We start from the raw sequence: 13,568 nt of genomic DNA on the forward strand, positions 1-13,568 counted from the left end.
CCGCCGGCTAGAACGGCGCGCGGTCGAGGCAGACGCAGAACGGATGCCCGGCGGGGTCGAAGAGAACTCGGCACAGGTCCGGCGCGGCCTGCTGTGGCGACAGCCGTGCGCCGAGGCGGACCGCCTCGGCCGCACCCTCGTCGAGATCGGCGACCACCAGGTCGAGATGGATCTGCTTCGGCACCGCACCGCCGGGCCATTCCGGAGGCCGGTGGTCGGGCACCCGAAGCGCGGTGATCACGATGGAGCCGGCCCGCACACAGGCATATCTCGTGGACGTGTGCGTCACGGTCCCGTCGAGCATCGCCGACCAGAAGCGGGCGAGCTCGACGGGATCGTCGCAGTCGAGGGTGATCGAACCGATGCGCGCTGTCGCCATGGTGACGACCCTAGGCGGGTGACGCGGGCCAGGCGCCCTCTCCGGTCCTACTGACCGGGAAAGGCCACCGTCAGCGGTTTCTCGCCCGCGATCGAGCGCCAGTACGAGGATCGCAGGGCGCAGTCGGTGAGCCCGTCGACGGCGGTCCGGCGCACCGCCTGCGAATCGGCCTGCTCCAACAGCGCCCGGTAGGCCTTCGCGCAGTCGTTCTCGGCGGCCAGCGCGGCCTTCGCGGCGGTGGCCTGGTCCGTCACGTCGACGGGCAGCAGGTATCCGGCCGCCGGGGTGCGCTCGGGCTGCCCGGCGGCGAGCAGTGCCTCGTTCAGCTGGTCGCGTCGCACCCGGTGCGCGGCGATGTACTCCGCGACGGTGTCGCGCACCTCTCCGGTGGTGAAGGCGGTGAGCACGCCGTAGGTGAAGACGGCGGTGTTCTCCGCGTCCGCGGCGGTGTCGAGAGCGGCGTTCTGGCTCATGCGAGTTGCACTTTCGCGAGGGTCTGGCAGGAGGCGCTGATCGAGCCGAGGAGCCCGGCGCTGAAGCCGGACAGACCCACGCACGCATCCGCTGCGCTGGTGGCCGACCGTTCGATCGAGACGCCGAGGGCCGCCACTGACGCCGTGGGCGCGGCCGGTGGCGAGTCGATCCGGTCGGCAGTCGAGGAGTGCAGCCGGCTGATCTCGTCGCGCAGCGCCTTCAGGTGCGCGCCGCGCTGATCGGCGACGGTCCGCAGGGCCTCGGTGTACGCGGTGTTCCGCGGCGCGAGCGCGGTGGCCGCCCGCTGCTGCCGCAGCGCCGCCTGGGCGTGCGGGAGCAGCGTCTCGGCGTCGAGCTGTCGCTGCGTCGGCCCGGTATCGCATGCGGTCAGCGACCATCCCGCGACTGCGGCGGCACCGGCGAGGACGCCGCCGCGGAGCACACTGCGGCGCGGCACCCCCGTGGCGGGGCGACCGGCTTTCGGAGGCTCGGGGGCGGGGGGATCCTGGATCGGCACTCGTGTCACGGTGGACGATTCTGCCAGTCGGACGAGTCGACTACACTCGAAGCCCGGCCCGGCGGCCGACGGGAACCGCGGCAGCGGTTCCCGATACCGAAACCCAGGAGGACGCGCACGATGACTGCGGAGGCTCTGACCGGCGGCATCAGCGACCTGGTGGCTTCGACCCTCGATCGGCTCGGATTCGATCTGGAGGAGGTCGCGGTGCTGACCCCGCCGGGACGCCGCGAGATCCGGATCGTCGTCGATCGTGACGGCGGAGTGTCGCTCGACGCGGTCGCCGAGCTCAGCCGGAGCCTGGAGGCGGTGTTCGACGAGTCCGACCTGCTCGGCGAGTCCCCGTACGACCTCGAAGTCACGACGCCGGGGATCGGCCGGCCGCTGACGCTGCCGCGCCACTGGCGCCGCAATCAGGGACGCAAGGTCCGCGTCGAGTACACCGACGAGGGTGTGGACCGCACCGTCGAAGCCCGGGTGGGCCCCAGCGACGAGGGCCGCGTCACCCTGGTGACAGTCGACAAGAGCCGGATCCGCTCCTTCGAGGTCGAGCTGGCCGATATCGCGCGCGCGGTGGTCGAGGTCGACTTCGGCAGGCCCGGCGAAGCGGCCCTGCGTGCCTGCGGCCTGGACGACGACGAGATCGCGCGTCGTCGCGAATCGTGACGCCCGCCAACGACATTCACTTCACCCGCCGACAACTCAATCCGAAAAGCGAATAGGAGTCGCCACCATGCACATAGACATCAGCGCGCTGCGTTTGATCGAGGCCGACAAGGGCGTGCCGACCGAGACCGTGCTCTCGGCGATCGAGACAGCTCTGCTCACCGCCTACCGGCACACCGACGGGTTCGCACCGAACGCCCGCATCGACATCGACCGCAAATCGGGTCAGGTCCGCGTGATGGCTCAGGAACTCGACGAGAACCGCACCGTGGTCCACGAGTGGGACGACACGCCGGAGGGATTCGGCCGCATCGCCGCGACCACTGCGCGCCAGGTGATCCTGCAGCGTCTGCGCGACGCCGAGAACGAGAAGACGTACGGCGAACTGGTCGCCCACGAGGGCGAAGTGGTCGGCGGCATCGTGCAGGCCGACGCCAAGGCGAATGCGCGAGGCATGGTGATCGTGCAGATCGGCACCGACTCCAACGCCACCGAGGGCGTGATCCCGCCCGCGGAGCAGGTGCCCGGTGAGAGCTACAAGCACGGCGAGCGGATCAAGTGCTACGTCGTCGGGGTGGCGCGCGGGGCCCGCGGACCTCAGATCACGCTCTCGCGCACGCATCCCAACCTGGTCCGCAAGCTGTTCTCGCTCGAGGTACCCGAGATCGCGGACGGGTCGGTCGAGATCGTCGCCGTGGCCCGCGAGGCCGGTCACCGTTCCAAGATCGCGGTCCACACCGGCGTGGCCGGACTGAACGCCAAGGGCGCGTGCATCGGTCCGATGGGACAGCGGGTGCGCAACGTGATGAGCGAACTGTCCGGCGAGAAGATCGACATCATCGATTACGCCGCGGATCCGGCGGTCTTCGTCGGCAACGCGCTGTCGCCGGCCAAGGTGGTCTCGGTCACCGTGATCGACAAGGAGACCAAGGCCGCGCGCGTCATCGTGCCCGACTACCAGTTGTCGCTGGCGATCGGCAAGGAGGGGCAGAACGCCCGGCTGGCGGCCCGGCTCACCGGGTGGCGGATCGACATCCGGTCGGATGCGGGCGACGGCGGTCCCCGCGACGCCGACGGTGGCGCCGTCGAGTCCTCCGATACGCTAGACTGACCTGTGGCCCTTCGAACGTCGACATCTCCGGTGCGTACCTGTATCGGCTGTCGCCGGCGTGATCAAGCTTCACACCTGGTCAGGCTGGTGGCTGTGCGAGGCGCGGACAGCGCATCGCAGGTGGCGATCGACGAACGGGGGAGACTGCCGGGACGAGGCGCCTGGCTGCACCGCGATGAGAGATGTCTCTCGCTTGCGGTGCGGCGCAACGCCTTCGGCACGGCGCTACGGGATCGCGGCGTCGCCGTGAGACCAGAGGATCTGGCCGAGCACATCGGCGGGATCATCAACAGTGAGGGCTCCGCAGGGAGTCAGGACAGGTAGCAGAAGACATGAGCACACCGTGAAGTCTCCACGATGAGCACGTTTACTGAATAAACCGAGGTCGTTGCGGGCAGCCCGCTCGACCTCCAAGTGAGGAGAGCAGTGGCAGGCAAGGCCCGCGTTCACGAACTGGCCAAGGAATTGGGCGTACCCAGCAAAGCAGTGCTGGAGCGGCTCAAGGAGCAGGGCGAGTTCGTCAAATCCGCATCGTCGACTGTCGAGGCCCCGGTGGCCCGTCGACTGCGTGAGTCTTTCGAATCCGGCTCCGGTTCCGCTTCGGCGAAGCCGGCGGCCAAGGCATCCGGCGCCAAGCCGGGTCCCAAGCCCGGTCCGGCACCCAAGCCGGCAGCGGCGAACTCCGCTCCGGCCGCCGAGGCGGCCCCGGCGGCACGAGCATCCGCCCCGGCTCAGCCGGCGGCGGGCGGCCCCAAGCCGGGCCCCAAGCCCGCACCGAAGGCGGCTCCGGCACCGCAGGCTCCGGCCGCACCGGCGGCCGAGTCTACCGAGCCGGCCGGCAAGCCCTCGGCACCGGCGGCGCAGTCGGGTCAGGCACCGGCGACGCCGGGTCCCCGTCCGGGTCCGCGCCCCGGTCCCCGGCAGCCCCGAGTGGGCAACAATCCGTATTCCTCGGCCCCGGCGCCCGCGCCGCGTCCGATGGGTCCGCGTCCGGGTGCGGCGGGTCCGCGTCCGGGCGGTCGACCCGGTCAGGGCGGTCCGCGTCCCGGCGCCGGTCAGGGCGGTCCCCGTCCGGGTGGCGGTCAGGGCGCACGCCCGGGTGCCGGCGGCCCTCGTCCCGGCGGTCAGGGCGGCGCACGCCCCACGCCGGGCAACATGCCTTCGCGTCCCAGCCCGGGAGCGATGCCGCAGCGTGCGGCGCGTCCCGACGCTCGGCCCGGTGGCCGCGGTGGCCCAGGCGGCCGCAGCGGTGGTCCCGGCGGCGGCGGTGGCTTCCGTAACGGCGGCGGTGGCGGTGCGGCTCCGGGCGGCGGCTTCCGCGGTCGTCCCGGCGGCGGTGGCGGCGGTCGTGGCCGCGGCGGAACCGCGGGAGCGTTCGGTCGCCCCGGCGGCGCACCCCGCAAGGGACGCAAGTCGAAGCGTCAGAAGCGGCAAGAGTACGACTCGATGCGCGCACCCGAGGTCGGCGGCGTCCGGTTGCCTCACGGCAACGGCGAGGTCATCCGCCTCGCTCGCGGCGCCTCCCTCTCGGACTTCGCGGACAAGATCAACGCCAACCCGGCTTCGCTGGTCCAGGCGCTGTTCAACCTCGGCGAGATGGTCACCGCGACCGAGTCGGTCAACGACGAGACGCTGGAGCTGCTCGGCGGCGAGATGAACTACGTCGTCCAGGTCGTGAGCCCGGAGGACGAGGATCGTGAGCTCCTGGAGAGCTTCGACCTGACCTACGGCGAAGACGAGGGCGGCGAAGAGGACCTCGCGCAGCGTCCGCCGGTGGTCACCGTCATGGGTCACGTCGACCACGGCAAGACCCGACTGCTCGACACCATCCGCAAGGAGAACGTCGGCGCGGGCGAGGCCGGCGGCATCACGCAGCACATCGGCGCGTACCAGGTGAACACTCACCTGAACGACGAGGACCGGTTGATCACCTTCATCGACACCCCGGGTCACGAGGCGTTCACCGCCATGCGTGCCCGCGGTGCGAAGGCCACCGACATCGCGATCCTCGTGGTGGCGGCCGACGACGGCGTCATGCCGCAGACGGTGGAAGCCGTCAACCACGCGCAGGCGGCCGACGTGCCGATCGTCGTGGCGGTCAACAAGATCGACAAGGAGGGCGCGGACCCGGCCAAGATCCGCGGCCAGCTGACCGAGTACGGCCTGGTTCCCGAGGAGTACGGCGGCGACACCATGTTCGTCGACATCTCGGCCAAGCAGGGGCTGAACATCGACCAGCTGCTGGAGGCGGTCCTGCTGACCGCCGACGCCTCGCTCGATCTGCGGGCGAACCCGGACATGGACGCTCAGGGTGTCGCCATCGAGGCGCACCTCGACCGCGGCCGCGGCCCGGTCGCGACCGTCCTCATCCAGCGCGGCACCCTGCGCGTCGGCGACTCGATCGTCGCCGGCGACGCATACGGCCGCGTCCGTCGGATGGTCGACGAGCACGGCGACGACGTCGAAGAGGCGCTGCCGTCGCGTCCGGTGCAGGTGATCGGCTTCACCTCGGTTCCGGGTGCGGGCGACAACCTCCTGGTGGTCGAAGAAGACCGCATCGCCCGGCAGATCGCCGACCGCCGTAATGCGCGCAAGCGCAATGCGCTGGCGGCACGCAGCCGCAAGCGGATCAGCCTCGAGGATCTGGATTCGGCGCTCAAGGAGACCAGCCAGCTCAACCTGATCCTGAAGGGCGACAACTCGGGTACCGTCGAGGCGCTCGAAGAGGCGCTCCTTCAGATCGAGATCGACGACGAGGTCTCGCTGCGGGTCATCGACCGCGGTGTCGGTGGCATCACCGAGACCAACGTCAACCTGGCCGCGGCGTCGGACGCGATCATCATCGGATTCAATGTCCGCGCGGAGGGCAAGGCCACCGAGCTGGCCAACCGCGAGGGCGTGGAGATCCGGTACTACTCGGTCATCTACAAGGCGATCGAGGAGATCGAGGCCGCGCTCAAGGGCATGCTCAAGCCGATCTACGAGGAGTCCGAACTGGGCCGGGCGGAGATCCGTGCGATCTTCAAGTCGTCCAAGGTCGGCAACATCGCCGGTTGCCTCGTGCAGTCGGGCATCATGCGGCGCAATGCCAAGGCACGCCTGCTGCGCGACAACGCGGTGGTCGCCGACAACCTCACGATCAGCTCGCTCAAGCGTGAGAAGGACGACGCGACCGAGGTGCGCGAAGGCTACGAGTGCGGTCTGACGCTGACCTACGGCGACATCAAGGTCGGCGACGTGATCGAGGCCTTCGAGATGGTCGAGAAGGCACGGGACTAGGTCATGGCAGATCCTGCACGGGCCGCTCGGCTCGCCAAACGGATCACCACCATCGTCGCCTCGGCGATCGGTGGGGAGATCAAGGACCCGCGCCTGGCTCATGTGACGATCACCGATTGCCGGGTCACCGGCGATCTGCACGACGCCACCGTGTTCTACACGGTGCTGGGCGACTCGGTGGATGCCGAGCCGAACGTAGCGGAAGCGGCGGCCGGTCTGGCCGCCGCGACCGGCGTGCTCCGGTCGAAGGTCGGCGCCGGCACCGGAGTCCGGTTCACCCCCACTCTGCGGTTCGAACTCGACACGGTGCCGGACGCGACGCGTGCGATGGACGAACTCCTCGCCCGCGCCCGCGCCCGGGACGAGTCGGTGGCCCGCGCCGCGCGCAATGCGCGGCCGGCGGGCGACGTCGACCCGTATCGGCACGACGAGGAAGAGTCCGCGTCGGACGAATCCGGGGGCGCGCTCGGGTGAATCCCGCTTCGAGCGACTCCGTGGCTGCCACGCTGCTCGGCGCCGATTCGGTGTCGATCATCAGCCACGTCCGTCCGGACGCCGACACCATCGGCAGTGCACTGGGACTCGGGCTGGCGCTCACGGGGCTGGGGAAACGCGTGCACTGCGCGTTCTCCGGTCCCGAGGCGCTGCCCGGTCCGCTGCGCGAACTGCCGGGAGTAGACCTGCTCGTGGACGAGGCGGGGCTGCCCGTCGCCGATGTGACGGTGGCGGTCGACGCGGCCACCGTCGAACGTCTCGGCGGGCTGGAGCAGGTCTTCACCTCCGGAAGCACCACCGTCTGCATCGACCACCACGTCTCCAATCCGGGATTCGCGGATCTGGATCTGGTGGACCCGCAGTCCGATTGCACGGCGTCGATCGTGCTCCGGGTGATCGATCGGCTCGGCGCGAGCCTCACCGCGGACATCGCGACCTGCCTGTACGCGGGCCTGGTGACTGATACGGGCTCGTTCAAATGGGCGCGGCCCGCGTCGTTCGGTGTGGCGGCACGACTTCTCGAGGCCGGTGTCGACGGTCCGCGGTGGAGCCGTCTCCTCCTCGACGCCCACCCGTACTCGTGGCTGCAGATGCTCTCGGAGGTGCTCGCCGATTCCGTGCTCGATGAAGGCGCACTGGACGGGCGCGGACTGGTGTACGCGGTCGTGAACGCCGATCAGATGTCGGATATGAACTGGGACGAGTCGGAGAGCGTCATCGACGTCGTGCGCACTGCGCGGGAGGCCGAGGTAGCAGCCGTCTTCAAAGAGGTGCGGGCGGGCGAATGGACCGTGTCGCTGCGGAGCAAGACCGACGTCGACGTGGTGCCGATCGCGAGGTCGCTCGGCGGTGGCGGCCACGTGCGTGCGGCCGGGTACAGCGACACCGGAGACGCGGCAGAGGTCGTCGGGCATCTGCTCGCCGCCCTGCGCAGGTGATCGGCGGCGTCGAGAGTGCTGAGACTCGCCGGGTCGGCACTGGTGGTGCTCATCGCGCCGCCGCTGTACCTGATGCTCGATCTGGCCGTTGTCGGCCGCCTCGGCGCGACCGAACTCGCGGCCCTGACCGTGGCGACGCTGGTCCTGTCGGTCATCAGCACTCAGCTGACCTTCCTCTCCTATGGGACCACCGCGCGGTCGGCGCGCGCCTTCGGTGCGGGTGATCGACGCCGGGCCGTCGACGAGGGAGTGCAGGCGAGCTGGATCGCGGTGGGCGTGGGGGCGGCGATCGTCGTCGTCGCGTGGCTCCTGGCGCCCGCGGTCACCGGCGCGCTGGTGCCCGACCACCAGGTCGCGGCCGAAGCGGCGTCCTGGTTGCGCATCGCCGTGTTCGGCGTGCCGCTGATCCTTCTGGCGATGGCCGGCAACGGTTGGATGCGCGGAGTGCAGGACACCCGGCGGCCGGTGTACTTCGTGGTCGCGGGACTGGCCGTGGCCGCCGTGCTCTGCGTCGGTCTGGTGCACGGGGTCGGCGGACTCCCGCGACTCGGCCTGCAGGGCAGCGCCTGGGCGAATCTCGTGGGGCAGTCGCTGACGGGGATCGCCTTCGCGGTCCGGCTGATCGGCGAGAGTCGTGGCCGGCTGCGCCCCGACTGGCCGGTGATCCGCGCCCAGCTGACGATGGCCCGCGATCTGGTGCTGCGGAGCCTGTCGTTTCAGGTGTGCTTCATCTCCGCGGCGGCTGTGGCCGCGCGCTTCGGCGTCGCGCAGGTGGCCGCGCATCAGGTGGTACTGCAGCTGTGGGAGTTCACCTCGCTGCTGCTCGACTCGCTGGCGATCGCGGCTCAGCAACTCGTGGGCGCGGCGCTGGGCGCGGGTGCGTTCCGGGTGGCCCGGCGTGCGGCGACGCGGGCCACCGCCGTGTCGGTGGGGATCTCGGTTCTTCTCGCCGCCGTGCTGGCGGCCGGGGTCGCGGTGATTCCGCGGATCTTCACCGACGATGCGGCGATCCTTGACGCGATGCGCACGCCGTGGTGGTTCTTCGTCGCGATGCTGCCGATCGCCGGCGCGGTGTTCGCGCTCGACGGCGTGCTGCTGGGCAGCGGCGACGCCGCATTCCTCCGGACGGCGACCCTCGCGGGCGCGCTCGGCGCGTTCCTGCCGCTGATCTGGCTGTCGTGGGCCTTCGACTGGGGGCTGGCGGGAATCTGGAGCGGACTGCTCGCGTTCATGTGCACTCGGCTCGCCGCGGTGGTGTGGCGGGTGCGCAGCGGCGCGTGGGTGAAGTAGTCGTGTCGATGGAACCGAGGAGCGTGCCGCTGCGTCCAATAGGACATGGGGGACTCGGGCGCGCTGGCCGCGTTGATCGCTGAACAGGATGGACTCATCACCTCGGCGCAGGCACTCCGGGCCGGTCTCTCCCGCAAGGAGATCCGCGGCCGACTGGACCGGCGGGAGTGGTGCGCGCTCGTCCGCGGAATCTATCGATCGAGTTCGCATCCGCTGACTGAGAGCCTGTTGGTCCGCGCAGCGGTGGCCGCGCACCATGGCGTGGCTGACCGCACCACGGCGGCATGGTGGCACGGAATGCTCGATTCCCTGGCGTATCCGTTGACCGTCGCGACAGCCAACACGACCACTGCCGACCGGTGGTCGCTCGGCCCGCTGGGCCTCACTCGTCGGCACTACGACGATGCGGACCTGACCACGGTCCGCGGGCTCCGCGTGACCACGCCGCCGGCGACGGTGGTGTTCGGCGCGGCAGCGATGCCGGACGGTGGTCGATTCCTCGACCGGGCGCTGCAGCGCGGTGTCGTCACAGTCACCGAACTCGAGGCCGTCGTCGAGCGCTACGCGGGCAGTCGCGGGATAGGTGAGGCACGGCGGCTCGTGCGCATCGCCTCGCAGGACTCGGAGTCAGAGGCCGAACGGCTCTTCGTACGTCTGCTTCGAGAGGCGGGCGTCACCGGGTGGGTGCAGCAGCTCCGATTCGGACGGTGGCGTATCGACTTCGGCTGGCCCGATCTCCGCGTCGCGATCGAGATCGACGGACTGGCCTTCCACTACCAGCATGACCGGTTCCAGGCGGACCGGGCGAAATACAACGCGCTCGACGCCGCCGGGTGGCGCAAGAAGGTGTACACCTGGCACGACCTGACGGATCGGCCGGGAGAGGTCGTGGACGAAGTGCTCGAGATGCTCAACGCGCGGGTATGACCTCACCGCGATGAATCTGTGCCCGCACCGGGCGCAGATTCATCGCAGCCGGATCACTCCTCGGCGACGACCGGCTGATACTGCGGGAAACGCTTGAGGAACGACTGCACGTACGTGCACACCGGGACGATCTTCGTGCCCTGCGCGGAGAGTTCGTCGAGCACCGAGGCGACGAGCAACCGAGCGAAGCCCGCCCGGCCGTACTTCTCGGTGACGACGGTGTGGAGCAGGACGAGGGTGTGCTCGTCGCGGCGTTCGTAGCCCTCCACTCCGACGAGTTCATCACCCGACCAGAGCTCGTAGCGGTCCCGATCGGGAAAGTTGCGCAGTGTCGGCGCCGGAGTGAGCTCGACCGTCGGCGGCGGAACGGGGACTGATGCGGTCATGTCGTCGACGCTACTACCGGATCGGTGCAGGTCGACGCCGCCACGCCCCAAGCGTGCCACTCCCGGTGACCGCTCAGCGGTGATCACGGAGACGAACTGCGGCACCGTGAATTCGGCGATCACCGCGCCCACCTTCTCGCCGAGGACGTCGTCGCCGGTGTGGAGCCGAAGCCGGGTTCGTCGCCGAGCGGGCTCGTGGCACCATGGTCCCCATGCCAACGCTCTGGGCGGTCAGCGACCTGCACGTCTCACACCGCGGCAACGAGGCGATCCTCGATCGGATCAAGCCGGCCGAACCGGGGGACTGGCTGATCGTCGCGGGCGACGTCGCCGAGCGCACCGACGACATCATCGACACCCTCCGCCGGCTCAAGAACAGATTCCGCACGGTGGTGTGGGTGCCCGGGAACCATGAGCTGTACACCACGGCCAAGGACCCGCTCCAGGTGTTCGGCGTCGCACGGTACGACTACCTCGTGCAGGCCTGCCGTGATCTCGGCGTAGTGACTCCCGAGGACCGGTATCCGCTGTTCGATCCCGGGGACGGGACACCGCCGGTCCGGGTGGTGCCGATGTTCCTGCTCTACGACTACACGTTCCGGCCGGAGGGCACCTCGACGGCGCTGCAGGCGCTCGCCGTCGCACGCGAGGCGAACGTCGTCGCCACAGACGAATTCCTCCTCTCGCCCGAACCGTTCGGCACGCGCGACGCCTGGGGGCGCGCCCGGATCGAGGCCACGCGGTCGCGACTGGAGGCGCTCGACCCCGCCGAGAAGACCGTGCTGATCAACCATTGGCCGCTGCGGCGGGAACCGTGCGATGCGCTGATGTATCCCGAGTTCGCGCTCTGGTGCGGCTCGGAGCTCACCGCGGACTGGCACACCCGATTCAACGCGGCCTGCTGCGTATACGGGCATCTGCACATCCCGAGGACCACGTGGTACGACGACGTGCGCTTCGAGGAGGTGTCGGTGGGATATCCGCGTGAGTGGAGCAGACGCGGGTTGCCGTCGCCGCTGCTGCGGAAGATCGCACCGGACGAGGGACTGCATCCGGCCGATCTCAACGAGTTCGGCGCCCGGTTCGACCTGCCGCCGGACTACCGGGAGCGTGCCGCCGAGTTCCGGGCGCGAGTGGAGCGCACCCGCGCGCGCCGTGCTGAAGCAGAGAAGGACAGGGCCGAGAAGAACAGGAAGGACGGTCGATGATCGACGACCTCATGCCCGCGGGAGTCGGGACCGCCGAGTCGTTCGGCGACCCCGACGGGCTCACCGTGCTTCCCGCCGAGGAGGCGTTGATCGCCAAGGCCGTGGAGAAGCGCCGCCGGGAGTTCACCACCGCCCGGCACTGCGCACGGCAGGCGCTGGGGCAGTTGGGAGTCGCGCCGGTGCCGATCCTGCGCGGTGAACGCGGGATGCCGCTGTGGCCCCGTCAGGTGGTCGGCAGCCTGACGCACTGCGACGGCTACCGTGCGGCCGTCGCGGCATATTCGATGCAGGTTCGCTCGCTGGGTATCGATGCCGAACCGCATCAGGCCCTGCCCGACGGCGTCCTCGACCACACCAGCATCGAGGCCGAACGCGAGGTCCTCGCCGACCGGGACCACGACCTGCACTGGGACCGGCTCCTGTTCTGCGCCAAGGAAGCCACCTACAAGGCCTGGTTTCCGCTCACCGAGCGGTGGCTGGGTTTCGAGGACGCGCACATCACGTTCGAGCGAGACGACTCGATTGGCACCGCGGGCGCGCCTGCGGGTACTTTCACCTCGACCATCCTGATCGACGGAGCGGTGATCGACGGCGGACCGCCGCTGCTGACGCTGCCCGGCCGCTGGCAGATCTCCCGCGGTTTGATCCTCACCACGATTGCACTCACCTGACATGGCAGACGCCTCCATCGAGAACGCCGGACTCCTCGTCGTAGACAAGGCCGCCGGCATCACCAGCCACGACGTGGTGGCCAAGTGCCGCAAGGCGTTCAACACCCGCCGCGTCGGACATGCGGGCACCCTCGACCCGATGGCGACCGGGGTTCTCGTCATCGGCATCGAACGCGCGACCAAGTTGCTCGGGCTGCTCTCGCTGACCACCAAGTCGTACGCTGCGACCATCCGGCTGGGGCAGTCGACGTCGACCGACGACGCCGAGGGCGAGGTCATCGAATCGCGGGACGCCTCGGGGGTCCGCGACGAGGAGATCGCGGCGGTCGTCGCGTCGCTCACCGGCGACATCGAGCAGGTGCCCGCCAAGGTCAGCGCGATCAAGGTCGACGGTCGTCGCGCCCACGCGCTCGTCCGCACCGGGGCCGAGTTCGAACTGCAGGCGCGGCCGGTCACCGTCGACCGTTTCGACGTGCTCGATACTCGCCGGGACGGCGAGTTCATCGACCTCGACGTCGAGGTCGACTGCTCGTCGGGCACTTATATCCGTTCTCTGGCAAGGGATCTCGGTGCCGCGCTCGGCGTCGGCGGGCACCTGACGGCGCTGCGACGCACCGCCGTCGGGCCGTTCACCCTGGAGCACTCGCGAACGATGGCCGATGTCGACGAGAATCCCGGTTTGAGTCTCGGCATCGACGACGCGGCCAAGTTGTGCTTCCCGCATCGCGCGATCTCCGACGACGAGGCCGAGTCGATCAGCCAGGGCCGCTGGCTGGAGCCGGTGGGCATGAAGGGTATCTACACGGTGGTCGATCCGCGCGGGCAGGCCATCGCTCTCGTGCAGGAGAAGGGCAAGCGGGCGAGTTCGGTGATGGTCGTGCGACCGGCGACGCTGCGCTGAGGGCGGCCGAAGGTCTGGTCAGGTCCGCCAGAGGGGGCAGGCAGGCTCATCGAGTAGCGAGCGCATCGGGACTCGAGTCTGAACGTGGTGCAGGTCTCGATAGGCCGCGGCGCTGCGCGCCGGGGCTGCTCGAGGAGCCTGTCGGGAGGGGGTTTCTGGCAGGCTCATCGAGTAGCGAGCTCATCGAGACTCGAGTCTGAACGTGGTGCAGGTCTCGATAGGCCGCGGCGCTGCGCGCCGGGGCTACTCGAGGAGCCTGTCGGGAGGGGGTTCATGCAGGCTCATCGAGTAGCGAGCGCATCGAGACTCGAGTGTGAACGTGGTGC

General features: G+C 69.7%; 15 protein-coding genes. 11 read left to right on the forward strand and 4 right to left on the reverse strand.

What is annotated here, in order from left to right; genetic code table 11:
• Positions 1-7: 7 nt before the first annotated feature.
• Genes ACZ5QD_RS03850 through ACZ5QD_RS03860 form a run of 3 tightly spaced genes read right to left on the reverse strand, consistent with a single transcriptional unit; the run spans position 8 to position 1,379 of the window.
• Entirely contained in the window at positions 8-379 is a 372-nt protein-coding gene (locus ACZ5QD_RS03850; RefSeq protein ID WP_006897861.1) for a VOC family protein, read from the reverse strand.
• Between the two features lie 47 nt (positions 380-426).
• A complete protein-coding gene (locus ACZ5QD_RS03855) occupies positions 427-852 on the reverse strand; it encodes a ferritin-like domain-containing protein (RefSeq protein ID WP_006897860.1) in 426 nt (141 codons plus the stop codon).
• Positions 849-1,379, reverse strand: a complete 531-nt coding sequence (locus ACZ5QD_RS03860) for a hypothetical protein (RefSeq protein ID WP_006897859.1) — start codon at positions 1,377-1,379, stop codon at positions 849-851. Before ACZ5QD_RS03860 ends, ACZ5QD_RS03855 begins: the two co-directional genes overlap by 4 nt.
• Before the next feature lie 111 nt (positions 1,380-1,490).
• Here ACZ5QD_RS03860 and rimP point away from each other — a divergent pair, with 111 nt between their 5' ends.
• From rimP to ACZ5QD_RS03900, 8 genes are all read left to right on the forward strand, one after another.
• Positions 1,491-2,036 (forward strand): ribosome maturation factor RimP, encoded by a 546-nt coding sequence (gene rimP, locus ACZ5QD_RS03865; protein ID WP_006897858.1) that lies wholly within the window; start codon positions 1,491-1,493, stop codon positions 2,034-2,036.
• Between the two features lie 67 nt (positions 2,037-2,103).
• Positions 2,104-3,147 (forward strand): transcription termination factor NusA, encoded by a 1,044-nt coding sequence (gene nusA / locus ACZ5QD_RS03870; RefSeq protein WP_006897857.1) that lies wholly within the window; start codon positions 2,104-2,106, stop codon positions 3,145-3,147.
• Positions 3,148-3,240: 93 nt separating this feature from the next.
• A complete protein-coding gene (locus tag ACZ5QD_RS03875; protein ID WP_231650342.1) occupies positions 3,241-3,471 on the forward strand; it encodes a YlxR family protein in 231 nt (76 codons plus the stop codon).
• 102 nt (positions 3,472-3,573) lie between these two features.
• The gene (gene infB, locus ACZ5QD_RS03880) at positions 3,574-6,426 is read left to right on the forward strand and encodes a translation initiation factor IF-2 (protein WP_062366819.1); all 2,853 of its coding nucleotides are present in this window, start codon (positions 3,574-3,576) and stop codon (positions 6,424-6,426) included.
• A gap of 3 nt (positions 6,427-6,429) precedes the next feature.
• On the forward strand, positions 6,430-6,900 hold the full coding sequence (gene rbfA, locus ACZ5QD_RS03885; RefSeq protein ID WP_006896216.1) for a 30S ribosome-binding factor RbfA: 471 nt from the start codon (positions 6,430-6,432) through the stop codon (positions 6,898-6,900).
• Positions 6,897-7,859, forward strand: a complete 963-nt coding sequence (locus ACZ5QD_RS03890; protein ID WP_006896217.1) for a DHH family phosphoesterase — start codon at positions 6,897-6,899, stop codon at positions 7,857-7,859. Before rbfA ends, ACZ5QD_RS03890 begins: the two co-directional genes overlap by 4 nt.
• A gap of 15 nt (positions 7,860-7,874) precedes the next feature.
• The gene (locus ACZ5QD_RS03895; protein ID WP_222111130.1) at positions 7,875-9,149 is read left to right on the forward strand and encodes an MATE family efflux transporter; all 1,275 of its coding nucleotides are present in this window, start codon (positions 7,875-7,877) and stop codon (positions 9,147-9,149) included.
• Between the two features lie 45 nt (positions 9,150-9,194).
• The gene (locus ACZ5QD_RS03900; protein ID WP_045538516.1) at positions 9,195-10,076 is read left to right on the forward strand and encodes a type IV toxin-antitoxin system AbiEi family antitoxin domain-containing protein; all 882 of its coding nucleotides are present in this window, start codon (positions 9,195-9,197) and stop codon (positions 10,074-10,076) included.
• Positions 10,077-10,129: 53 nt separating this feature from the next.
• Here the strand turns inward: ACZ5QD_RS03900 and ACZ5QD_RS03905 are convergent, their stop codons facing one another.
• Positions 10,130-10,585, reverse strand: coding sequence for a GNAT family N-acetyltransferase (locus tag ACZ5QD_RS03905; protein ID WP_006896220.1), 456 nt, complete (start codon positions 10,583-10,585; stop codon positions 10,130-10,132).
• An 89-nt stretch (positions 10,586-10,674) separates the two neighbouring features.
• Here ACZ5QD_RS03905 and ACZ5QD_RS03910 point away from each other — a divergent pair, with 89 nt between their 5' ends.
• The 3 genes from ACZ5QD_RS03910 to truB are packed head-to-tail and all read left to right on the forward strand — an operon-like array spanning position 10,675 to position 13,242.
• Positions 10,675-11,670, forward strand: a complete 996-nt coding sequence (locus ACZ5QD_RS03910; RefSeq protein WP_039867345.1) for a metallophosphoesterase family protein — start codon at positions 10,675-10,677, stop codon at positions 11,668-11,670.
• Positions 11,667-12,341, forward strand: a complete 675-nt coding sequence (locus ACZ5QD_RS03915) for a 4'-phosphopantetheinyl transferase family protein (protein ID WP_045538518.1) — start codon at positions 11,667-11,669, stop codon at positions 12,339-12,341. Before ACZ5QD_RS03910 ends, ACZ5QD_RS03915 begins: the two co-directional genes overlap by 4 nt.
• Position 12,342: 1 nt before the next feature.
• A complete protein-coding gene (truB, locus tag ACZ5QD_RS03920; protein ID WP_045538520.1) occupies positions 12,343-13,242 on the forward strand; it encodes a tRNA pseudouridine(55) synthase TruB in 900 nt (299 codons plus the stop codon).
• Positions 13,243-13,568: the final 326 nt, after the last annotated feature.

The sequence above is a fragment of the Gordonia sp. J1A genome, assembly GCF_055393515.1.